The sequence below is a fragment of the Streptomyces canarius genome (genome assembly GCF_014650735.1).
Lineage (GTDB): Bacteria > Actinomycetota > Actinomycetes > Streptomycetales > Streptomycetaceae > Streptomyces > Streptomyces olivaceoviridis.
This window is the reverse complement of record NZ_BMVN01000019.1, coordinates 56833-79593: the sequence shown is the minus strand read 5'-3', so window position 1 is coordinate 79593 and position 22761 is coordinate 56833. Positions and strand designations below refer to the sequence as shown.

The 22761-nt window shown below is 72.8% G+C and carries 20 protein-coding genes and 1 pseudogene; 10 read left to right on the top strand and 11 right to left on the bottom strand.

The genetic code is table 11. The features are described 5' to 3' along the window. Positions 1-117: 117 nt before the first annotated feature. The 4 genes from IE294_RS25510 to IE294_RS25495 all read left to right on the top strand — a co-directional run bounded on the left by IE294_RS25510 (position 118) and on the right by IE294_RS25495 (position 3838). Positions 118-795, top strand: a complete 678-nt coding sequence (locus tag IE294_RS25510) for a hypothetical protein (RefSeq protein WP_189889857.1) — start codon at positions 118-120, stop codon at positions 793-795. A 157-nt stretch (positions 796-952) separates the two neighbouring features. Continuing rightward, complete coding sequence (locus IE294_RS25505; protein ID WP_189889855.1) at positions 953-1183, top strand: ferredoxin; 231 nt, start codon at positions 953-955, stop codon at positions 1181-1183. After that, a complete protein-coding gene (locus IE294_RS25500; RefSeq protein WP_189889853.1) occupies positions 1173-2564 on the top strand; it encodes an NAD(P)/FAD-dependent oxidoreductase in 1392 nt (463 codons plus the stop codon). Before IE294_RS25505 ends, IE294_RS25500 begins: the two co-directional genes overlap by 11 nt. 35 nt (positions 2565-2599) lie before the next feature. After that, positions 2600-3838 (top strand): cytochrome P450, encoded by a 1239-nt coding sequence (locus IE294_RS25495; RefSeq protein ID WP_189889851.1) that lies wholly within the window; start codon positions 2600-2602, stop codon positions 3836-3838. Positions 3839-3851: 13 nt separating this feature from the next. On the opposite strand, the gene IE294_RS25490 is transcribed toward IE294_RS25495, so the two are convergent. From IE294_RS25490 to IE294_RS25470, 5 genes are all read right to left on the bottom strand, one after another. Next, entirely contained in the window at positions 3852-4952 is a 1101-nt protein-coding gene (locus IE294_RS25490) for a sensor histidine kinase (RefSeq protein WP_189889849.1), read from the bottom strand. Then, a complete protein-coding gene (locus IE294_RS25485; protein WP_189889847.1) occupies positions 4949-5602 on the bottom strand; it encodes a response regulator in 654 nt (217 codons plus the stop codon). The genes IE294_RS25490 and IE294_RS25485 overlap by 4 nt, the downstream gene beginning before the upstream one ends. Positions 5603-5734: 132 nt before the next feature. Then, the gene (locus IE294_RS25480; protein ID WP_189889845.1) at positions 5735-6391 is read right to left on the bottom strand and encodes a histidine phosphatase family protein; all 657 of its coding nucleotides are present in this window, start codon (positions 6389-6391) and stop codon (positions 5735-5737) included. A gap of 158 nt (positions 6392-6549) precedes the next feature. Then, entirely contained in the window at positions 6550-7053 is a 504-nt protein-coding gene (locus IE294_RS25475) for a GNAT family N-acetyltransferase (RefSeq protein WP_189817310.1), read from the bottom strand. Between the two features lie 82 nt (positions 7054-7135). Continuing rightward, positions 7136-7612 (bottom strand): rhodanese-like domain-containing protein, encoded by a 477-nt coding sequence (locus IE294_RS25470; RefSeq protein ID WP_189889843.1) that lies wholly within the window; start codon positions 7610-7612, stop codon positions 7136-7138. A 94-nt stretch (positions 7613-7706) separates the two neighbouring features. Here IE294_RS25470 and IE294_RS25465 point away from each other — a divergent pair, with 94 nt between their 5' ends. From IE294_RS25465 to IE294_RS25455, 3 genes are all read left to right on the top strand, one after another. Continuing rightward, positions 7707-8153, top strand: a complete 447-nt coding sequence (locus tag IE294_RS25465) for an Lrp/AsnC family transcriptional regulator (protein ID WP_189889842.1) — start codon at positions 7707-7709, stop codon at positions 8151-8153. A 302-nt stretch (positions 8154-8455) separates the two neighbouring features. Beyond that, positions 8456-9808: an alkaline phosphatase family protein gene (locus IE294_RS25460; RefSeq protein ID WP_189889840.1), complete on the top strand. Its 1353-nt coding sequence runs from the start codon at positions 8456-8458 to the stop codon at positions 9806-9808. A 91-nt stretch (positions 9809-9899) separates the two neighbouring features. Continuing rightward, a complete protein-coding gene (locus IE294_RS25455) occupies positions 9900-12407 on the top strand; it encodes an alpha-amylase family glycosyl hydrolase (RefSeq protein ID WP_229917341.1) in 2508 nt (835 codons plus the stop codon). A gap of 90 nt (positions 12408-12497) precedes the next feature. Here the strand turns inward: IE294_RS25455 and IE294_RS25450 are convergent, their stop codons facing one another. The 5 genes from IE294_RS25450 to IE294_RS25430 all read right to left on the bottom strand — a co-directional run bounded on the left by IE294_RS25450 (position 12498) and on the right by IE294_RS25430 (position 19236). Continuing rightward, complete coding sequence (locus IE294_RS25450; protein WP_189889838.1) at positions 12498-15488, bottom strand: AAA family ATPase; 2991 nt, start codon at positions 15486-15488, stop codon at positions 12498-12500. Next, positions 15485-16648, bottom strand: coding sequence for an exonuclease SbcCD subunit D (locus IE294_RS25445; RefSeq protein ID WP_189889836.1), 1164 nt, complete (start codon positions 16646-16648; stop codon positions 15485-15487). The genes IE294_RS25450 and IE294_RS25445 overlap by 4 nt, the downstream gene beginning before the upstream one ends. Before the next feature lie 107 nt (positions 16649-16755). Then, entirely contained in the window at positions 16756-17382 is a 627-nt protein-coding gene (locus IE294_RS25440; RefSeq protein WP_014671339.1) for a YigZ family protein, read from the bottom strand. Positions 17383-17417: 35 nt separating this feature from the next. Then, entirely contained in the window at positions 17418-17960 is a 543-nt protein-coding gene (locus IE294_RS25435) for a SixA phosphatase family protein (RefSeq protein WP_189889834.1), read from the bottom strand. A 514-nt stretch (positions 17961-18474) separates the two neighbouring features. Beyond that, positions 18475-19236, bottom strand: a complete 762-nt coding sequence (locus tag IE294_RS25430) for a hypothetical protein (RefSeq protein WP_189889832.1) — start codon at positions 19234-19236, stop codon at positions 18475-18477. A gap of 142 nt (positions 19237-19378) precedes the next feature. Here IE294_RS25430 and IE294_RS25425 point away from each other — a divergent pair, with 142 nt between their 5' ends. Together IE294_RS25425 and IE294_RS25420 are read left to right on the top strand one after the other, a co-directional pair. Further along, positions 19379-19786 (top strand): CoA-binding protein, encoded by a 408-nt coding sequence (locus IE294_RS25425; protein WP_189889830.1) that lies wholly within the window; start codon positions 19379-19381, stop codon positions 19784-19786. Positions 19787-19978: 192 nt separating this feature from the next. Then, positions 19979-21106, top strand: a pseudogene (locus IE294_RS25420) (APC family permease); the annotation flags it as partial. A 146-nt stretch (positions 21107-21252) separates the two neighbouring features. Here IE294_RS25420 and IE294_RS25415 read toward each other — a convergent pair. Further along, positions 21253-21618: an ArsR/SmtB family transcription factor gene (locus IE294_RS25415; RefSeq protein ID WP_229917340.1), complete on the bottom strand. Its 366-nt coding sequence runs from the start codon at positions 21616-21618 to the stop codon at positions 21253-21255. 61 nt (positions 21619-21679) lie between these two features. Between IE294_RS25415 and IE294_RS25410 the strand changes: the two genes are divergently transcribed. Then, positions 21680-22735, top strand: a complete 1056-nt coding sequence (locus IE294_RS25410) for a cation diffusion facilitator family transporter (RefSeq protein ID WP_189889828.1) — start codon at positions 21680-21682, stop codon at positions 22733-22735. Positions 22736-22761 lie beyond the last annotated feature (26 nt).

Below are 22761 nucleotides of genomic sequence, written 5' to 3'. Positions count from 1 at the left end.
CACGGCTCGGGGGCGCGAGCGGATTTCCCGCTCGGCCGTACGGCCGCCTGTCGGTGGCGCGGGCGGGCCCCGGACGGCTAGCTGGTGCCCGGGGCCGATGCGGAAGGCGGGCCGGGCATGCAGGAGATGGGGCCGGGACAGCAGGCGCTGCGGACACCGCGCGCCGCGGGGCTGGCCGGGGTCGTCTTCGCGCTGCTCCTGGCGGCGGCGATGGTCCTGGTCAGGCTGGGGATCCCGGAAGGGGCCGGTGCGGTCGCCGCGCACGGCTTCACGGACTCCGCGCAGCGCCGGGCGGTGCGGACGGCCCTCGCGCTGGTGCCGTTCGCCGGCATCTTCTTCCTGTGGTTCATCGGCGCGATCCGCGCGCACGTCGGCGCGGGCGAGGACAAGTTCGTCGCGACGGTCTTCCTGGGCAGCGGGCTGGTCTTCACCGCCACGCTGTTCGGCGCGGCCTCGGCGGCGAGTGCCGTGCTCGTGGTGGCCCACCCGGCCGATGCGTCACCGCCGCCGGCGACCTGGGACTTCGGCCGCCACCTCGCGTACACGCTGCTGACGGAGTACGCCATGCGGATGGCGGCCGTCTTCGTGTCGTCCATGTCGGTCATCGGCCACCGTCTCGGTGTGCTGCCTCGCTGGCTCACGGTCCTGGGCCTCCTCACCACCGTGACGCTGCTGCTTCTGTCGTCCAACGTGCCGTGGGCGGAACTCGTCTTCCCGGCCTGGTCGCTGCTGCTCAGCGTGCACATCCTCGTGGCCGGCCGCCGGGACGGTGCCCGGCCCGCCGTCGCCCGATGACGCCCGGGGCGCCGGCCGCTCACCCGATCGGCGTGCCCGGCGCGCGGTCACCCCGCCCGGGCTCGCATCCTGGCGGGCGGGGGCCGACCGCCCTCCGGACCGCCCGCGCTCGCCGCGCGGTACGTCCGGACCTGGCCATGGGAAGGGCGGAGCGTCGATGAGGCTCGTCGTCGATCTCAACAAGTGTCAGGGGTACGCGCAGTGCGCGTTCCTCGCGCCCGACGTCTTCGCCATGCACGGCGAGGAGGCGCTGATCTACGACCCGCGTGCGGGCGAGGAGCAGCGGGAGCGGGTGGCGCGTGCCGTGGCGGCGTGCCCCGTGCAGGCGATCACGGCCGACGGACTGGACCGCACGGGAGGGGCGCGGGAGGTCTCCGATGGCAGCTGACTACGTGGAGTGGCTCAGGCGTGAGGGCCGGATCGTGATCGTGGGTGCCTCGCTGGCCGGTCTGCGGGCCGCCGAGACGTTGCGCGCGGAGGGATTCGCCGGTGAACTCACCCTGGTCGGTGACGAGCCCCACGAGCCGTACGACCGGCCGCCGCTGTCGAAGTCCGTGCTGCTGGGCAAGGCGTCCCCGCACCACACCGAGCTGCCGCACCGCCGGGAGATCGACGCCAAGTGGCGCCTCGGCGTGGCGGCGACCGGCCTGGACCTGACGGCCAAGCGGGTCCGGCTGGCCGACGGGGACGAGGTGGAGTACGACCGGCTGCTCATCGCGACCGGCGTGCGGGCACGGCCGTGGCCGAAGGAGGAGGAGGCCCGGCTGGACGGCGTCTGTCTGCTGCGCACGCGGGAGGACGCGGCGGACCTGTACCGGCGGCTGAGGGCGGGGCCGCGCCGGGTGTTCGTCATCGGCGCCGGGTTCGCCGGTTCGGAGGTCGCCTCGGCGTGCCGGGAGATGAACCTGCCCGTGACCGTGGCGGAGCGCGCGGGCGCGCCGCTGGTGGGCGCGCTCGGCGGGGTCGTCGGCGCAGTCGCGGCGGACCTCCAGACCGAGAACGGCGTCGATCTGCGCACCCATGTCACGGTGACCGCGCTGGCGGGTGACGCGGTCGGCAGGGTGCGGGCCGTCCATCTGTCCGACGAGAGCGTGGTCGAGGCGGACGTGGTCGTGGTCTCGCTGGGTTCGCTGCGCAACACCGAGTGGCTGACCGGGTCGGGGCTCGGTGCCGGGCCCCGGGGCATCGCCTGTGACGCGGGCTGCCGGGCCTTCGACTTCCGGGGCATCGTCACGGACGACGTCTTCGTGGCGGGCGATGTGGCGCGCTCCCCGCACGCGCTCTTCGGGTACCAGTTCCTGTCGCTGGAGCACTGGGGCAATGCGGTCGCCCAGGCGGAGACCGCCGCGCACAACATGGTCTGCCACGGCGCCGACCGGAGGCCGCACCTGTGGATGCCCGCCTTCTGGTCGTCGATGTTCGGTGTGAACATCAAGTCGGTCGGGGTGCCGCCCATGGGCGAGCAGCTCATGATCACGCAGGGCTCACTGGCCGAGCGCCGGTTCGTCGGGGTCTACGGCTACCAGGGCCGGGTCGTGGCCGCCGTGAGCTTCGACAACACCCGGTGGCTGGACTTCTACCGGGGGCAGATCGAGCGGGGGGCGCCGTTCCCGGTGGAGTACCCGACGGTGGACCGGCGTCCCGAGGGCCGCCGGCCGGTGCCGGCGGGATTCCCGGACCCGTCCCTGCCGACGCACGGCCCCATGGTCACCCTCAGCGGCTACTCGCCGGCCGACCAGCAGCTGGTCTTCCACCCCGCCCGCCACTGATCCCGCCCACGGCCCCGACGCCCCAAGGACCCGCCATGCCGCACGCCTCGATCGCGCGCCAGATCACCGACTACGCCAACCGCGCCAACCCGTACCCGGTCTACGAGGAACTCCGCAGGACGCCGGTGCTGCACGAGGAGGAGGGGGGCCCGTACCTCATCAGTTCGTACTACGACATCAAGGCCCTCCTCCACGATCCGCGGATCAGCTCCGACGCCGCCAACGTGGCCGCCGCCGGGGGCGACGAGCTGGACCGGACGGAGGAGACCGGCGGACTGCCGCCGTCGTTCCTGCGTCTGGACCCGCCCGAGCACGACCGGCTGCGGCGCATCGCCAACAGTGCCTTCGGACCGCCGCACCGGCCGCGGCGGATCGAGAACATGCGGGGCGAGATGCGGGAGATCGTCACCGGGCTGATCGACGCCTTCGGCGACGCGCGCCAGGTCGACCTGGTCGACCAGTTCGCCTACCCGTTCCCCGTGACGGTGATCTGCCGGCTGCTCGGGGTTCCCCGGGAGGACGAGCCGCGGTTCCGCACCTGGGTCGACCCGCTGGTCGCGAGCCTCGACCCGGCGGCCGGCCCGGACCGGGACACCGGGGCCCAGAAGGCGGCGCGGGAAGCCCGTATGCAGCTCGGCATGTACCTGGCCGGGCTGGTCGAGGAGCGCGCCAAGGAGCCGCGGGACGACCTGTTGTCCGACCTGGCGGCCGGCCGGGGCCCGGACGGCTCCCTGTCGATGATGGAGGTGCTCAGCACCTCGGTGCTGCTGCTGATCGCCGGTCATGAGACGACGGTCAACCTGATCACCAACGGCATGCTCACCCTGCTGCGCCACCCGGAGATCCTCCGGCGGCTGCGGGAGGACCCGGGTCTGTCGGTCAACATCGTGGAGGAGCTGCTGCGGTACGAACCGCCCGTGCAGTTGGTGCCGCAGCGCACGTGCATCGCCGACATCGAGGTGCGCGGGGTCACGATCCCCAAGGGCTCGCGCATCTGGCTGGTGCTCGCCGCGGGCAACCGGGACCCGGAGCGGTTCAAGGAACCGCAGCGCTTCGACCCGGACCGCGGCGACATCCAGCACCTCGGCTTCGGCAGCGGCATCCACAGCTGCTTCGGCGCCCCGCTGGCCCGGCTGGAGGCCCAGATCGCGCTGTCCGAGCTGGCCCGGCGGCTGGAGGGGCCCCGTCTGGTCGAGGACCCGCCGCCGTACCGGCGCAACGCCGTGCTGCGCGGCCCCCGGCACCTGGGCGTCGCCTTCGACGGGCTGCGCTGAGCACGTCGTCCGCTCATCCCGTGATGTCCGCCGGCAGCACCACGCAGACCTCGTAACCGCCGTCGCTCGTCGGGCCCGAGGTCATGGTGCCGCCGAGGAGTTCGGCGCGCTGGCGCAGCCCGATCAGGCCGTGGTGGGCACCGGGCAGCGGCAGCGGCGGCTGGGTCGGCGCGGTGTTGGTGACCCGGACCCGGACGGAGCCGTTGGCGTGCAGCAGGTCGATGCGCGCCTTCGCGCCGGGAGCGTGTTTGCGGGTGTTGGTCAGCGCTTCCTGGACCGTGCGGTAGACCGCGCGCTGGACGGTGGCCGGAAGTCCGTCGGGCAGGTCCGTCTTCAACTCGGTCTCGATGCCGCAGCTGTCGGCCAGCCGCTGGATGTCGGTGAGCGCCGGCTGCGGGGTCAGCTCCGTGGGGTGGCCGCCGGAGGCGCGCAGGACGCCGACCATGTGGCGCAGCTCGTCCAGCGTCTGCACGCTCAGTCGCCGGATCGTCGCCGCGGCCTCCTTGGTGTCCGCGTCGCCCGCGCCGACCTGGAGCGCTCCGGCGCGCACGGCGATCAGGCTGACCTGGTGGGAGACGACGTCGTGCATCTCCCGCGCCAGCTGGGCGCGCTCCTTGGCCAGGACGGCCTGGGCCGTCAGCAGCTGCTGGTGGTCGCGCGCCTCGGAGATCTCGGTCAGTCTGAGCGACAGGTCGCGCCGGGTCCGTACGAGCTGCCCGAGGAACACGGCGGCGGCGGCGGTGGCGGCGCTGTAGCCGAACGGGATGAGCTTCGCGAGCTGGGTCAGATCGAAGTTCGGTGACGGCAGGGCCGTCGTGTCGCAGAACGCGAAGGCCAGGACGCACAGGAGCAGCAGCGTCCGGGGGCGGCCGAGGGAAGCGAGCGTGTACAGCGCGGCCAGGCAGGCGACGACCGCGTCGGACAGCAGGACGGCCGGGAGGGTCAGCAGGAAGGTGAGCAGCGGCTGCCGTCGGCGCAGCAGCAGGACGACGGCGGCGGCCAGGGCGCAGGCCATCCGCAACGGCTCGGCGATGTCCCAGTGGGCCCACACGTCGAGGAGGGCCATGGCCATCGCCACGCAGTCCAGCAGCAGCGGGGACGGACGGCGGGTCATCCCGTCTCCTCCGGGAGGAGCCCGGCCCGCTGGGCGAAGAGGGCGGCCTGGACCCTGCCGCTGACCTCCAGCTTGGTGAGGATGGCGCTGACATGGTCCTTGACCGTGCCGGTGCTCAGGTGCATCCGGGTCGCGATCTCGGCGTTCGACAGGCCCTCGGCCATGAGGAGCAGCACCTCACGCTCCCGGCCGGTGAGCCGTGCGAGGGCCTTGGGCGGGCGCTCCGGCGCTCCGGCGCTCAGATAGCCGTCCACCACCGTGCGCGTGACCTTGGGCGACAGCACCGTGCCGCCGCGGGCGAGGCTCTGCACGGCCAGCGGCAGCGCCTCGGGATCGGTGTCCTTGAGGAGGAATCCGGCGGCGCCCGAGCGCAGTGCCGTCTCCACGTACTCGTCCATGTCGAACGTGGTCAGCATGGCCACCACGGGGGGCTCGCGCAGCCGGCGGATCTCGCCCAGGACGGTGAGCCCGTCCACGTCCGGCATGCGGATGTCCAGCAGCACCACGTCGGGGCGCTTCTCGCGCACCGTCCGCAGGGCCTGGCCGCCGGACACCGCGCCGACGACCTCGATGTCGTCGGCGGCGGCCAGGATGCGCTGGAAGCCCGTGCGGATCAGGGCTTCGTCGTCGACCACCAGTACCCGGATCACGTGCGCTCCAGCCTGTATGGAACCACTGTCCGATTCGTACCACGCCCGGGGCGGTTTCGCCGCCGGGCGCCGTACGGGCAGGGGCCGTGGCTGTCGGTGCCGTGATCAGGCGGGGGCGCGTCCCCGGTCGTGTCAGGGCCGGCCGGTGAGGCACATGCGCTGGCGCGTGGTGGGCATGGCCGGCACCGCGACGGTGGGGACGCAGTCGGCCGGCTTCCGGCGCTGGGGGACGGTGAGCCGGTCGATCCGGGTGCTCCAGGAACCGTCGCGCAGCGTCAGCGTGACCGCGGACGCGGGCGGGACGTGGAGGTCCCGGAAGGAGCGGGCGGGTACGGACAGGGCGTGGACCAGCGCGGCCCTGATGACGGACGCCTCGGTGATCACGAGGACGCGTCCGGTGTCGGCGGGCAGGGTGCCCAGCCAGGCGGATGTCCGGCGGCAGAGCTCGCGGACGGTCTCGCCGCCGTGCGGTGCGGCGTCGGGATCCGTCAGCCAGACGGACAGACCATGGGGGTCCACCGCGGCGATGTCCTCGGGTGTACGGCCGTTCCACGTGCCGTGGTCCAGGTCGCGCAGGGCGTACTCGGGCACGGCGGCGACGGCGAGGGCATCGGCGGTCTGCGCGCAGCGGTCGGAGGGCCCCCGCAGGGCCACCGCGTACGGCGGAAGGGTCGCTGTCATGGCTGCCAGCTCACGCCGGCGGCGCTCGCCCACGGCACCGTCCCCGAAGACCCGGCCGAGGCCGCCTTCGGCGGTGGTCGCGCAGAGCATCGTCAGTCGCACCGTCACTGTCCGACCTCCTTCTCCGATCGGGAGGGCCACGCGGCCGGCGGACCAGCCGGGGCAGAGCCGTTTCCCTTGGTCACAAGGTTCCAGGGAAGGCGCCCCCGCAACCTCCGGCAGGTGGCCGGACCACCCCCGCCGGTCGGCGGGTCGTCCCACCGGAGCTACGGCCGGAGCGTGGCCAGGTCGCACTGGTACCAGGTACCCGGCTTGCCGCCGAGGTCGGCCGGGTCGGCCGGTCCGATCGGGACGAACCCCGATTTGGTCAGCACCCTGTGGGACGCGACGTTCTGGTGGGAGGTGGCCGCCCGCAGGACGCGCAGTCCGTACCGGCGTGCCGCCAGGCGGCACAGCTCCCGGACGGTCTCGGTGGCGACGCCGCGGCCGGCGGCGTGTTCGGCGACCCGGTAGCCGAGTTCCGCGGTGCGGTTCTCGATGTTGACCAGGTTGAACCGGCCGAGCACCGACCCGTCCTCGGCGAGGAGCACGTAGAAGGCGCAGCTGCCGGCCTCCTGCTCGGCCAGCAGGGCGTTGTAGCGGTCGGTGAACTGCTCGAAGTAGTCGTCGCCGCGGTCGGAGACGAAGGCGGCGAAGTAGGCGCGGTTCGACAGCTCGAAGTCCAGGACCGCGGGGGCGTGGCTGGCGTGCAGCCGCTTCAGCTCGGGCACTGCCCGACTGTACCCGGACGGCGTGCCGGGGCCACCTGCGTTGCGCCGACCGGTCGACCGCGGCGCGGCGCGTGGGCGCGCCTCAGCAGCCGCACTCGCCCGCCACGGGTGCCGTCAGCGGGTCGGCGTCCCGGCGCGCGGGACCCTGCCAGGTCTCGTAGGGGAAGCCCTCGCGGGCCCAGTACTCGAAGCCGCCGAGCAGCTCCTTGACCCGGTAGCCGAGTTCGGCGAGGGCGAGGGCGGCGCGGGTGGCGCCGTTGCAGCCGGGGCCCCAGCAGTACGTCACCACCGGCACGTCCCTGTCGAGGAGCCGTGCGGCCTGCTCCGGGATGAGCGCGGTCGGCAGGTGGACCGCGCCGGGGATGCGGCCCTGGTCCCAGGACTCGGTGGAGCGCGAGTCCACGACGACGAAGCCGGGGTCGCCGCCGGCCGCGAGCGCGGCGGCGACGTCGGAGACGTCGGCGTGGAAGGCGAGGCTCGCCCGGAAGTAGGCGGCGGCCTGTGCGGGAGCGGCCGGGGCGACACGCAGGACGGGATTCTCGGCAGCGATGTGGATCATGTGGGGAAATCTACGGTCCGGCGGCCGGCCCCTGAAGGGACGATCCCCGGGATCGCCCTTGCCCGGCCGGGGATTCCCCTGCTATCCATCCGGGATGACCGCGCATTCCCCGGACGCCACCGACTGGCGCATCCTCGATGTCCTCCAGCGCGACGGACGGGCCAGCTACGCCGAGCTGGCGCGGGCCGTGTCCATGTCGCCCAGCGCCGTCACCGAGCGGGTCCGGCGGCTGGAGGAGGCCGGTGTGATCCAGGGGTACGCGGCGGTGGTCGACCCCGAGCGGCTGGGCCTTGCGATCCTGGCGTTCGTGCGGCTGCGCTATCCGAACGGCAACTACAAGCCGTTCCACGACCTGGTCGCGGCGACGCCCGAGATCCTGGAGGCGCACCACGTCACGGGCGACGACTGCTTCGTCGTCAAGGTCGCCGCGCGGTCGATGTCCCACCTGGAGGAGATCTCGGGACGGATCGGCGCGCTGGGCTCGGTGACCACCAGCGTCGTGTACTCGTCCCCGCTGCCCCGGCGCCCGCTGGGCCGCTAGACCGCTCCCGCTGCCGCGACGGCCGGGTGGGGGGCGACCCAGTGCGCGGTGTGATCGTTCACGGCGATGGTCACTGATCATGTGAAGTTCCGGGGTTCCGGAAGGCGTTGGGGTGCTCAACGCCCTGGACGCCCGCCCGTTCCTCGGGCCGGCTTCGCCGGCGTGGTCCGCTCGGCCGCGTCTTCCGGATGCGCGGCGCCGCCGAGCGGGGTATGGCCCTTCGTCCTACGGTGGAAGTGGGGCCACTGCCGTGGCCGGTGGGGCCTCACCCCCCAGTCCGCGCGAACCGCGGGAGATTCCAGATGACATCGGACACCACACCGTTGCACCAGATAGACCATCTCGTGGTCCTCATGCTGGAAAACCGCTCCTTGGACAACATGCTCGGGTTCCTCTACACCGACCAGGAGAATCGCTCGCCCTCTGGCGATGCCTTCGAGGGACTGACCGGCGCGGAGGCCAACCCCGATGGGAACGGCGGCAAGGTCACCGTCTTCCGGATCGACCCGGCCAAACCCGGTGCGTACTTCATGCCGGGCTCCATCCCCGGGGAGGAATTCGACCGGGTGAACGTCCAGTTGTTCGGAACGGAGCATCCGCCCGCACCCACTCCCGACGCGACCAACGACGGCTTCGTCATCGACTACGCGAAGGTCTATCCGACGCGGAGCGGCAACTCTCCAGGCGTCACCGCGAGCGACATCATGGGCTGCTTCACCCCGGAAGGGGTGCCGGTACTGTCCGGACTGGCCCGTGGCTACGCGGTATGCGACCACTGGTACTGCTCGGTCCCCACCCAGACCCTGCCCAACCGGTCTTTCGCCCTTGCCGGGACCAGCCTGGGCTACCTGCTGGACAAGACCAGTCTGAAACTCGCGGAACAAACGAAGAAACCCATGTTCGACACGCCGAGCATCTTTGGTCGACTCGGTGACCGAATCGACTGGATGGTCTACGGGTACAACAAGTGGCCGAAGACCATGGCTGACTTCCCCGACACCCAGCAGGCCGACAGGAGTCACTTCGGCCAGTTCATGGACTTCACGAACGCGGCTGCCAACGGCCGGCTGCCCGCGTTCACCTTCCTGGAGCCGTCGTGGGGCAACACGGGAAACAGCCAGCACCCCAACGATGACGTGGCTCTGGGCGAGCACCTCATCTACGACACCTATCAGGCCCTGCGCCGCGGACCGGACTGGGCGAGGACCGTGCTGGTCGTCACCTACGACGAGCACGGCGGCTGTTACGACCACGTACCTCCGCCCGCCGGCGCGACGCCACCCGACGACATCAAGGGAGTGGAGTTCGACTTCGACTTCACCCGGTTCGGGGTACGCGTGCCCACGGTGCTGGTATCGCCCCTCATCAAGCCCGGGACCGTCTTCCGCGTCCCCGACGACAGCGTGCCGCTGGACCACACTGCGCTGCTCAAGACGATCGAACAGAGATGGGCGCTGGAGCCACTGACGGGTCGTGACGCTGCCGCCCCCGGCATAGGGGACGTCCTGACCCTGGAACAACCACGCGATGACGATCCGCTGTCCGATGTCCTCGTCCCCGTTTCCAAGGGCAACAACCCCGCCCGGACCCAGACTTCGCACCTCGACGCCGCGTACAACAGTCTCGTCGCCGCGAATCTCATTCCGAAAATGTGAATGCCGACGCTCGCAGTGGAGGGTCGACATGGGGACACGCTCGCTACCGACCCGGGATCACCACCTCAAGCTCAAGCGAATGAGAGAGGCGGTGTCCACCCAGAAGTTCGCCATCCGAGGGCTTCAGATACTCACTGTGGGTATCGCACTGACCGTACTCTGGATGCTCATTGAAACGTTCCTCGGTGATTCGAAGAACGGTAAGGGAGCTTCGATCATCGGCGTGCTCGGCGCGCTGCTTCTCGCCTTCCTGGCACTGGCGAGTCCGGGAGCCCTCGAAGAGCTGTCGTTCGGCCCATTCAAGGTGAGATGGCGGATCAGTAGGATTGAAGCCACGCTGGAGTCGATCCAGTTGGCCGTCATCGGCTTGCTCAGCCGCCATGAGCGCAGCCATCTGAGGAAACTTGCCGGCAAAGGTGACGATTTGGTGGAGTACAGGTGGGAGATGTACCGGGAGTTGGAACGCCTCCAGCACCTGGGGTACCTGAAGCCTCGCGCCAAGAAGCCGGATCTATGGGAAATGAAAAACGTGATGGAATCCGAAAAGGAATTCCATCTGAAAGAATATCTTGAAATCACGAAGATGGGTGAGAAGTACCTACAGCTCTACGGGGAGTCGGTCAAACCGATAACGGTCTACTCGGATGGTGAAGTCAAGGTCGGCGGCGAGAAACGCGGCAAGGCCCAGGACTGGCGCGACGTCGTCGAAAAGGCCATGGACGCCGGCTGGATCAAGGAACCGGACGTCGAGGACGTGACCTGGGTGGGGGGCGCACCAGACAGCTTGATGCCCAGGGAGATGCAAATGAGCGCGGACATGGGTGCCGTCACCCGCCCGAACGGCACGACCTTCCGCGTCTGGGCGCCGCACGCGAAGGGCGTGGAGGTGGCCGGATCCTTCGACGGGTGGGCGGCGAGACATCCGATGGCCATGGACGGCGGCGGCTGCTGGTCCACTCAACTGGACGCCGCCGGGCCGGGCGACGAGTACAAGTACGTCGTGACCGGCCGGAGCGGCGAGCAGTGGAAGGTCGACCCGCGCGCACGCAGGCTCACCAGCTCGACCGACACGGGGAATGCGGTGATCGACGCCGCGGACTTCGAGTGGGGCGCACATCCGTGGCAGAGCCCGGGCTGGGACGACCTCGTCATCTACGAATTGCACGTCGGCACCTTCAACCGCACCTCCGCCGACAGACCCGGCCGGTTTTCCGGTGTGGCCGAGAGGCTGGAGGACTTGGTCGAACTCGGCGTCACCGCGATCGAGCTCATGCCGGTCACCGAGTACGCCGGAGAGACGTCGGAGGGGTACAACCCGGTGACAGCTTTCGCGGTGGCGGGCGACTACGGGTCCCCCACCGACTTGAAGGCGCTGATCAGCGAGGCTCACCAGCGCGGTCTGGCGGTGCTGCTCGATGTGGTGTACAACCACTTCGGCTGGGCCGGTCTCGACGCCGGGCTGCGACGTTTCGACGGCTGGTACGAGAACGACGGCGACGGCATCTACTTCTACAACGACTGGCGCCGCAAGACCCCGTGGGGCGACACGCGTCCCGACTACGGCAGACCCGAGGTCCGCCAGTACCTGCGCGACAGCGCGCTGTCCTGGCTGGAGGAGTACCGCGTAGACGGCCTGCGCTGGGACGCCACCGCGTACATCCGCAACGTCGACGGCGGCGACGACCGGGGCGAGGACCTGGCCGACGGCTGGCGTCTGCTCCGTGAGGTCAACGATGAGATCGATGCCCGCCAGTCCTGGAAGATAAGCATCGCGGAGGACCTGCGCGACGACCCCTGGATCACCACTGGCACCCCGGAGGGCGCCGGATTCGACTCCCAGTGGGACGCAGGCTTCTGCCATGCGCTCCGCGCGGCGCTCACGGCCGTGAACGACGCGGACCGCGACATGGACCGGGTACGCCACGCGATCGAGCACCGACTCGGTGGCGGTGCGCTCGCCCGGGTCGTCTACACCGAGTCCCACGACGACGTGAAAGACGGCAAGGACCGCGTCCCCACGGCCGTCTGTCATGGGGACGCCGAAGGACCGTACGCCACAAAGCGTTCCACGCTCGGTGCCGCTGCCGTCATGACAGCGCCCGGCATACCGATGATCTTCCAGGGGCAGGAGTTCCTCGAAACCAGCCCGTTCGACGACCGCGTCCCGCTCGACTGGGCCGGGCGGGAACGCCATGCCGGCATCGTGCAGATGTACCGCGACCTCATCGCCCTGCGGCGCAACCGCACGTACACCACCGCCGGCCTGAGAGGCGATCAGGTGGACGTGTACCACTGCAACGACACCGACAAGGTCATCGGCTTCCACCGCTATGCCCAGGGCGGTCCGGGCGACAGTACCGTCGTCGTCCTCAACTTCGGTGACCACGACTACGACGACTACCGGCTGGGGTTGCCGGGGCCGGGAGTCTGGCGAGTGCGGTTCCACAGCGACTCGAAGGAGTACGGTTCCCAGTTCAATGGGTCATCCAGCAACGACGTCACAGCGGACGCCACGGGGATGGATGGGCTGGCCTGGGCGGGCGGCATAGGCATCGGTCGCTACAGCGCCGTCATCCTGTCGCAGGATCGGCTGCGATAGCCGGTCACCGTGCGACGACACAGACACAGGTGACGCATCCGTCCGGACCGGCGGCACCGAGTCGGCCGCCACGTGCCGGTCAGCGAGCCGTCAGACGCCCCGCTGCCGCAACGTCGAGCCCGAGCGGTCCTTGACGACCTCCAGCTGGGCGTGTATCCGGCGGCGCAGGTCGGGCACATGGCTGACGATGCCGACGCTGCGGTCGCGTTCGCGCAGGGAGTCCAGGACGTCCAGGACCTCGTCCAGGGTCTGGTCGTCCAGGCTGCCGAAGCCCTCGTCGATGAAGAGGGTGTCCAGGCGGACGCCGCCCGCCTCGTCGGTGACGACGTCGGCGAGGCCGAGCGCGAGCGCGAGGGAGGCGAAGAAGGTCTCGCCGCCGGACAGGGTGGCGGTGTCCCGTTCCCGTCCGGTCCAGGCGTCGACCACGTGCAGCCCCAGCCCGGAACGCCCTCGCCCGGTGCGGTCGTCGGAGTGGACGAGGGTGTAGCGGCCCGACGACATGCGCTGGAGGCGGACGGTCGCGGCGGCGGCGACCTGTTCCAGGCGGGCCGCCAGGACGTACGACTCCAGGCGCATCCGGCGTTCGTTGTCGGCGGAGGTGCCCGCGGTGAGGGCGGCGAGCCGGGCCACCCGGTCGTACTCCTCGCGCAGCGGGCCGAGCCGGCGTACGGCCTGGGCGGCGCGGGCGGAGAGGCGGTCGAGCTGCGCGCAGCAGCGGGCGGCGGCGTCACGCGCGGAGGCCGCCTCGCGCAGCCGCCGTTCCGCGGCGGACGCGGTCCGCTCGGCCGTGGCCGGGTCGGCGGGCGGCTGCTGAGCAGCCGCCGCGGTGCCGGGCTCGGCGAGGACCGCGCGGACGGCCGCCTCCTCCTGCTGCCAGGCGTCCAGGCGGTGCTGGAGTTCACGGTGGGCGGCCGGGTCCAGGAGGGCCGCGGCGGCGGCCTGCGGGGTGTCGAAACCGGCCCGGTAGGCGGCGTCGGCGAGGCGGGCGTCGGCGTCCTTCAGCCGCTGGGCGGCGTCCTCGGCGGCGCGCACGGCGTCGGCGGCCTCGGTGAACAGGGCCGCCCGCCGCTCCAGCTGGGCGGCACGCGCGGCCACGCTGTCGGCGCTGCCCCGGGCCTGCGCCAACTCCGCTCGCAGCTGTGCCTGTTCACGCTCCAGGGTGTCGCGGCGGGTGAGCCGGGAGGCGGCCCGTACGGCGGCCTGCTGGCGGTCGGCGAGCCGCTGCTCGCGCTCCCCCTCGGCGCGCCGCAGCTCCTCCTGGGCGGGGTGCAGCGCGGAGGCCGCGCGGCGGGCGCGGGCGTACTCCTGCTCCAGTCGGTCCGCCTCGGCGGCGAGTTCGCCGGTGGGCGTGTCGCCGGCCTCGGCGGTGGCGGCGGCCAGGGCCTCGCGGACCAGGCCGAGACGCCGCTCGTCCTCGGTGTGCCGCTCCTCGGCCCGCTGGCAGACGGCGAGGGCCTGGTCCTCGGCCTCGCGGTCGACGTGTCCGGCGACCTTGCGGGCGGGGGCGGGGTGTTCGGTGGCTCCGCAGACCGCGCAGGGCTCGCCGTCGGTGAGATGGGCGGCCAGTTCGGCGGCGATGCCGTTCAGGCGCTGTTCCTTGAGGTCGAGCCAGTGGGCGCGGGCGTCGAGGGCACGCTGCCGCGCGGCGTCCGCCTGCTGCTGGGCCCGTTCGAGGTCGGCGGCGAGCTGGTCGCGCGTGCGGGCCGCGTCGAGCCGGCGCCGCATGGGGGTGCGCTGGACGGCGAGCTGTTCGGCGCGGGTGGCGGCCTCCTGGGCGGCGTCGACGCGGGTCTGGAGGGCCGCGCGAAGGCCGTCCCAGTCGGCGAGCCAGCCCTCGGCCTCGCGCAGGACGTCCTCGTCGGCGCGCTCCTGCCGGTCGAGTCCGGTCCGCTCCTCGGCGAGTTCGGCGAGCCTTCGTTCGGCGCGCCGGGCCGCGTCCAGGCCGCCCAGCTCCTCGGCGGCCCGGCGGGCGGCGGCGGCGAGTCCGCCCGCGTCCGCGTCGGCGTGGGAGTCGGGCAGCAGTCCGCGCGCGCGTGCCTCGGCCGCGGCGGCCCGGCGGTGTTCCGCCTCGGTGGCGTCCCGCAGCTCCAGGGCGGGCGCGACCGCCTCCGCCTTGCGGGCGCGCTCCATGCGCCGCTGGGCCTCGCGGTGGGCGCCGGACCGCTCCTGGAGGCGCTCGGCACGCTGCCGGGCCTCGGTGAACCGGGCCTGGAGGCGCGCGAGTTCGCGTGTGTCGTCCAGGGCGCTGCGGGCCGCGGCGTGGGCGGACTCGGCGGCGGAGAGCCGGCAGTGGGCGACGGTGAGGCGTTCCCGGGCGGTGCTGCGGGCCACGGCGGCGGCGCCGAGGACGGCCTCGGCCAGTCCCGGGTCGCCCGGGGCCAGGTCGGGCAGCTCCATGGCGTCGCCGGCCTCCTGCTGCATGCGGTGGGCGTCGGCGAGCAGCGCCGTGTCGCCCTCGCGCACGCGTGCCTCGGTGGCGCGGCGGCGTTCGGCGAGGCGCTTCTCGACGTCGGCGAAGCGCTGGGTGTCGAAGAGGCGGCCGAGGAGCCTGCCGCGGGCCTCGGCGTCGGCGCGCAGGAAGCGGGCGAAGTCGCCCTGGGGCAGCAGGACGACCTGGCAGAACTGCTCCCGGCTCATGCCGAGCAGCTGGGTGATCTCCTCGCCGATCTCCTGGTGGGAGCGGCTGCGGTCCGTCCAGACGCCGGCCGTGCCGTCGTACTCGCGCAGCCAGGTCTGGGCCTTGTCGACGGTCGTGCCCGTGCCCCGCAGCTTGGGGCGCTCCCACGGGGGCTGCCGGGTGATCTCCAGCCGGCGTCCGGCGACGGTCAGTTCGAGGCGGACCTCGGTACGGGTGCCCGGCCGGGCGTGGTCGCTGCGCAGGGTGATGCCCTGGCCGCTCTGCCGGGCGCCGGGGACGGAGCCGTAGAGGGCGTAGCAGACGGCGTCCAGGACGGAGGTCTTGCCGGCGCCGGTGGGGCCGTGCAGCAGGAACAGTCCGGCGGCGGACAGGGCGTCGAAGTCGACGCTCTGGGCGCCTCCGAAGGGCCCGAAGGCGGTGATGTCGAGCCGGTGCAGCCTCACCGGGCCACCTCCCGCACGGCGTCGTCGGCGCGCACGGCGTCGAACGCCTCGCGCAGCACGGTCTCCTCGTGCTCGTCGGGTCCGGCGCCGCGCACGTGGGCGACGAAGTCCTGGGCGATCTGCTGGTCGCTGCGGCCGGCGAGGCGGCGGGCGTACGACACCTGGGGGTCGTCCGGGGCGCGCTCGGGGGCGAAGACCAGGCTGAGGGTGTGCGGGAAGCGCTCGGTGAGCCGGGCCATGGGGTCGGCCGGGCGGACGGGGTCGGTGAGGGTGGCCTCGATCCAGGCGTCCTCGTGGCGGGTCAGCTCCGGGTCGGCGAGGAGGTCGTCCAGAGCGCCGCTGATACGGGCGAGCGGGCGGGGCACCGGGCAGTCGACGCGTTCGGCGGTGACGGAGCCGTCCGCGTCCAGGTCGATCAGCCACATGCTCTTGCGGTGGCCGGCCTCGGAGAAGGAGTAGGCGAGCGGCGAGCCCGAGTAGCGCACGCGCTCGGTGAGGGTCTGGCAGCCGTGCAGATGCCCGAGCGCCACGTAGTCGACGCCGTCGAAGACGCCGGCCGGTACGGCGGCGACCCCGCCGACGGTGATGTCCCGCTCGCTGTCGCTGGCCTGGCCGCCGGTGACGAAGGCGTGGGCGAGGACGACGGAACGCGTGCCCCGCGCGCGGGTGGCGAGGTCGGCGCGGACGCGGTCCATGGCGGCGCCCAGCACGGCCTCGTGGCCGGCCTTGTCGACGCCGAACTCGTCCTTGACCAGGGCCGGTTCCAGGTACGGCAGGCCGTAGAAGGCGACGTCCCCGTGGGCGTCCGGGAGCACGACCGGGGTGCCGGCGGCGGACGGCTCGGTGCGCAGGTGGATGCCCGCGCGGCCGATGAGCCCGGCGCCGACGCCGAGGCGGCGGGCCGAGTCGTGGTTGCCGGAGATCATCACCGTGGGCACGCCGAGGTCCGCGAGGCGGTGCAGGGCGGTGTCGAACAGCTCGATCGCGGGGAGCGGGGGCACCGCGCGGTCGTACACATCGCCCGACACGACCACCGCGTCCACCTCGCGCTCACGCACGGTGGCGACGAGGTGACCGATGAACTCGGCCTGGGCCCCGAGCAGGTTCACCCGGTGGAAGGCCCGGCCGAGGTGCCAGTCGGACGTGTGCAGGACTCTCATGATCCCCGAGACTAACGGCCGGGTCTGACATCACGGGCGGTTACTCCCGTACCAGCCCGTCACGACCCTCGCAACGCAGGCCCGTTATGCCCGATTCACTCCCATTGTCAGGCGTCTCCGTAGGCTTCGCCGCCGAGTTCGAAGCCGGCCGTGCCCGCCGTCACATCGGCGAGCCAGGCGCGGAAGGCGTCCACGTCGGCGTCCGGCAGACCGATCTCGATGGTGACGGCCTCGCCATAGCGGACGTCCCGCACCTCGCGTCCGGTGGCGCGCAGGTCGTTCTGGACCTTGCCCGCGCGCTGGTGGTCGACGGTCACGGTGGCCAGCCGGAAGCGGCGCCGGGTGATCGTGCCGAGCGCGTCCAGGGCCTCGCCGACCGAGCCGCCGTAGGCGCGGATGAGTCCGCCGGCGCCGAGCTTCACGCCGCCGTAGTAGCGGGTGACGACGGCCACCACGTACCGCATGTCGCGGCGCAGCAGCATCTGGAGCATGGGCACGCCGGCGGTGCCGCCCGGTTCGCCGTCGTCGCTGGCCTTCTGTACGGAGGCGTCGGCGCCGATGACGTACGCCCAGCAGTTGTGGGTGGCGTCGGCGTGCTCCTTGCGCACGGCGGCGATGAAGTCCTGGGCCTCCTGCTCGGTGGCGGCCGGGGCGAGGGCGCACAGGAAGCGGGAGCGGTTGATCTCGGTCTCGTGCACGCCCGCGCGGGCGACTGTGCGGTACTCGTCCTGCATCCCGCCAGCCTATGCGAGCGCCGGGACGCCCCCGGTCAGCGCTTCTTCCTCCCGCGCGGGACCGTGAACGAGGTGAGCAGGGCCACGCCGGGGGCGAGGGCCGGCCAGTCGGTGCCGTGCCAGGCGAGCACGGCGATGGCGCTGGTCGGGAACTTCGCCCGTACCCGGTCCAGGGAGTCGTCGAGGCCGTCCGCGGCCAGTGTCAGGACCAGCTCCTCCAGGCCGGGGTTGTGGCCGATCAGCAGCAGCGTCCGGACCTCCGGCGGCGCCTCGCGCACGACTTCCAGCAACTCGGGTACGCCGGCCGCGTACAGCCGCCGGTCGTAGCGCACCGGCGGCGGCGTGGCCCACTCGCCGGAGGCCAGCTCCCAGGTCTGGCGGGCGCGTACGGCGGTGGAGCACAGGGCGAGGTCGGGGAGCGTGCCGGCGGCGAGGGCGCGCCCGGCGGCCGGAGCGTCCCGCAGCCCCCGCGGAGCGAGCGGCCTGCGGTGGTCCTCGACCCCCTCGGGCCACGCGGACTTCGCATGCCGCAACACCACCAGCCGCCGCAGCGGACCGGCACCCGCCGGGGCGTTCACGCGAGCCTCCCGACACCACGCGGCACCGGCGACCCACCGCGGCCCCCGGCACCCCGAGGCCACCCGGACCCGGCCCGCCGCCGCAGCCGACCCGCACCCGCCGACGCGTTCACGCGGAGCTCCCGACGCCACGGGGCACAAACCGACCCACCGCGGCCCCCGGGCCCCCCGGACCACCCCGACTCGGCCCGCCGCCGCAGCCGACCCGCACCCGCCGACGCGTTCACGCGGAGCTCCCGACGCCACGGGGCACAAACCGACCCACCGCGGCCCCCGGGCCCCCCGGACCACCCCGACTCGGCCCGCCGCCGCAGCCGACCCGCAGCCGCCGCGGAGTTCACGCGGGCCTCCGGACACGACAGCGCACGAGCGACCACCCTCGCACCCGCACCCGCACCCGCAGACGCGTTCACGCGAGCCTCCCGACACCACGCGGCACCGGCAACCCACCGCGCCCCCCGACACCCCCAGGCCACCCGGGCCCGGCCCGCCGCGACAGCACCGGTCGGCGCGTTCACGCGGGGGTCCCGAGGTCGCGCGCGAGGTCGAGGGCGAGCAGGCGGTCGGCGTAGGCGTACGTCTCGAAGCGGGCGCCGTCGGTGAGGTCCGGGGCGCACGCCACGTCCCGCAGCACGTCCAGCACCCCCGGCAGGTCGAGATCGTCCTCCCAGGCGGCCCGCAACCGTCCGCGCACCGGTTCCGGCACCGGTCGTGAGGGGTGCCGCGCCCATCCGGCCACGGCCCGCCGCCAGTCCGCGAGCTGCCCGGCGGCCCGGTCCAGGGCGCTGCCGTCCAGCCGCGCGGGCTGGTGCCGGGGGACGCAGAGCAGGGCGAGCCGCAGCGCGGCGGGGTCGGCGAGCAGGGCCGGAAGCGACGGCTGCGACCCGGCCCACTCCACCGGGGCGACCGCGGCCAACGGCCCCTCGCCCCGCTCCTCCGGCGCCACCTCCCGCCCGCCCGTCGTAGGCCATCGTGCGACGTGGATCACCTGGGCCTCGCCCAAGCCGGAAGCGACGTCGCGGTCGTCCTCGAAGGGGCGGATGGCGAGGTGGGTGGCGGCTGTGCGGAGTTCCGGCTGGTCGCGTGGGGCCGTGAGGATCGTCCAGACGGGGGTGCCGCCCAGTTCCAGCGCCCGTACCAGCAGGTCCGCGGTGAGCAGCACCCGCAGGGCCGTCGGGTCGAGGCCGGAGGCGTGGGCCTCGATGCGGGTCAGCCCGCGGCGGGCGGGCGCGGCGGGGACGGGCTCACCGGTTCGGGTGTCGAGAATGCGCAGCACGGGGCGAGCGTAGGCGGGCGGGCGGCCGTATGCAGCGGCTTGCGCCGATTCCGGACAGCGTGGCGGGGTAGGGCGGGAATCCGCACCCGTCGCGGCGATGTTGCCCCGACGCACAGTTCCCCGCAGCCCGAGGAGGCGGCCGATGTACGGCGACGAAGCGACGATCCGCAGGATCCTGACCGAGCTGGGCGACACCTGGGCGGTGGTCGGCCTGTCCTCGAACCAGAACCGGCCCGCCTACCGGGTGGCGCGGGTGCTCCAGCAGTTCGGCAAGCGGATCGTGCCGGTGCACCCCAAGGCCGAGACGGTGCACGGGGAGCAGGGCTACGCCTCCCTCGCGGACATCCCCTTCGACGTGGACGTGGTCGACGTCTTCGTCAACAGCGACCTGGCGGGCGCGGTGGCGGACGAGGCCGTGGCCAAGGCCGCGCGGGCGGTGTGGTTCCAGCTGGGGGTCGTCGACGAGGGCGCCTACGAGCGGACCCGGGCGGCGGGTGCGGAGATGGTGATGGACCGGTGCCCGGCGATCGAAATTCCCCGCCTGAACTAGCCTGTCTCACCTTCTTCTCACAATTCGGCACTGAATATTGACATTCCCGTACCGCGCTGACCTGTGCGAAGACTCGACCAAGACAGCGGAGATCCCGAGTCAAAACTTGGTTATCAGTCTTCTGTCGGCGCGGAAATCGTCCCTAATCTGTGGCCTCCTTGCTCGTCAATCCCGCCCGGGCTCATCGGTCTGATGTGGGCCTCGGTGGGCTCCATCATCGGATCCGGCTGGCTCTTCGGCGCCGAGAAGGCGGTCGTCGCGGCGGGCCCGGCCGCGATCATCTCGTGGCTGATCGGCACGGTGGCGATCGTGCTGCTCGCACTGGTGCACGCCGAGCTCGGCGGCATGTTCCCGGTGGCGGGCGGCACGGCCCGCTACCCGCACTACGCGTTCGGCGGTCTGGCCGGCATGTCCTTCGGCTGGTTCTCCTGGCTCCAGGCGGCGACGGTGGCCCCGATCGAGGTCGAGGCCATGATCGGCTACGCCAAGCACTGGCACTGGGCCGACGGCCTCCAGCACCACGACCAGACGCTGACCCCGAGCGGCCTCGCCGTGGCCGTGGTCCTCATGCTGGTCTTCGTCGGCGTCAACTTCTTCGGCGTCCGCGCCCTCGCGCACACCAACAGCGCCGCCACCTGGTGGAAGATCGCCGTCCCGCTCGCGGCGATCTTCATCATCGCGATCGGCAACTTCCACCCCGGCAACTTCACCTCCGAGGGCTTCGCGCCGTTCGGCGCCAAGGGCGTGCTCAGCGCCATCAGCGACAGCGGCATCATCTTCGCCCTGCTGGGCTTCGAGCAGGCGATCCAGCTGGCCGGTGAGAGCCGCAACCCGCAGCGGGACCTGCCGCGCGCGACCCTCGGCTCGGTCGCGATCGGCGCCGCCATCTACATCCTGCTCCAGATCGTCTTCATCGCCGCCCTGCCGCACACCTCCTTCGCGCACGGCTGGGCCCACCTGGACTTCCCCGGCATCAGCGGCCCGTGGGCGGGCCTGGCCACCGTGGTCGGCCTGGGCTGGCTGAGCGTGGTGCTGTACATCGACGCGGTGATCTCGCCCGGCGGCACGGGGCTGATCTACACGACGGCCACCTCCCGGGTGTCGTACGGCCTCGCGAAGAACGGCTACGCGCCGAAGCTGTTCACGCGGACCGACAAGCGCGGCGTGCCGTGGTTCGGCCTGATCGTCTCGTTCGTCACCGGCGTGATCTGCTTCCTGCCGTTCCCGAGCTGGCAGACGCTGGTCGGCTTCATCACCTCGGCGAGCGTGCTGATGTACGCGGGAGCGCCGCTGGCCTACGGTGTGTTCGCCGAGTGGCTGTCCGAGATCTACCACGGCACCTCCTCCGGCGACCCCTACCGCGCCGGCACCACGCCGGCCCGGCTGCGCCGGATATTCACCTCACCGGTCGCGGCGGCGGCCTTCGCCGAGCAGTACCTCGGGACGGCCGGCGCGTGCTGATCCGGTCAGCGCGCCGCCCCGCCGCCCCGTTCGGCGAGGCGGTGGTCGGCCGTCCTGAGAGCCTCCTCCACCAGGCGCCGCAGGTGTCCGTGGCGCAGTGAGTAGATCACCCGGCGGCCCTCCTTGCGGGTGTCCACCACTCCGGCCAGCCGCAGCCGGGCCAGGTGCTGGCTGACGGCCGGCCGGGCGGCGCCGCACGCCTCGGTGAGCGTGCCGACGTCGGCCTCGCCGGCCGCGAGGGTGTGCAGCAGGGCGAGCCGGGTGCGGTCGCCGAGCAGGGCGAGGAGTTCGGCGGCGAGCGCGAACTGCTCCTCGCCCGGGCTGCGCTCGTGCGCATGGTGCGCAGGTGACAGGTGCATGCGTGCGCTCATACGCACATAATGGCTCCGTGGGCGCCGTGCGTCCACTCCCGCCCACCGGAAGGGGATCGACGTGAGCGACCGGCACCCTCATGAGCACGGCCCGCACGAGCACGGCCCGCACGGGCATGCGCACGGCACCCCCGGCCTGCGCCATCGCCTGCGCCATCTCCTCACCCCGCACTCCCACGAGACCGCCGGGAAACTGGATCCGGCGCTGGAGTCCTCGGCGCGCGGCATGCGCGCGCTGTGGGTCTCGCTGGCCGTGCTGGGGGCGACCGCGCTGGCCCAGGCGGCCGTGGTGGCCGTGTCCGGATCGGTGGCGCTGCTCGGGGACACGGTGCACAACGCGGCCGACGCGCTGACCGCCGTACCCCTCGGCATCGCCTTCGTGCTGGGCCGCCGGGCGGCGACCCGCCGGTTCACCTACGGGTACGGCCGTGCCGAGGACCTCGCGGGGCTGGTGATCGTGCTGACCATCGCCGCGTCGGCGGCGTTCGCCGCGTGGGCGGCCGTCGGCAGGCTGCTCGACCCGCGCCCGGTCGCGCAGGTGCCGGCGGTCGCGCTGGCCGCGCTGCTCGGCTTCGCCGGCAACGAGTGGGTGGCCCGGTACCGGATCCGGGTGGGCCGGGAGATCGGCTCGGCCGCGCTCGTCGCCGACGGGCTGCACGCGCGTACCGACGGTTTCACCTCGCTGGCCGTGCTGCTGGGCGCCGGCGGGTCGGCGCTGGGGTGGCACCTGGCCGACCCGCTCGTGGGGCTGGCGATCACGGCCGCGATCGTGCTGGTGCTGCGGGACGCGGCGCGGGAGGTGTTCCGGCGGGTGCTGGACGCCGTCGACCCGGCGCTGGTGGACCGGGCCGAGCACGCGGTGCGCCGGGTACCGGGGGTGCGTGCGGTGGGCGAACTGCGCCTGCGCTGGATCGGTCACCGGCTGCGGGCCGAGCTCACGGTGGTGGTGGACGGCGAGGCGACACTGCGCCAGGCCCACGCGATCGCCGTCGAGACCGAACACGCCCTGCTCCACGCGGTACCCCGCCTGACGGCCGCCCTGGTCCACGCCGACCCGGCGCCGATCCCCGGAGAGGCGGACCCGCACCTGGCACTGGCCCACCACGCGACGACGTGAGCCGCGCCGGCGGGGGGGGGCCGAGC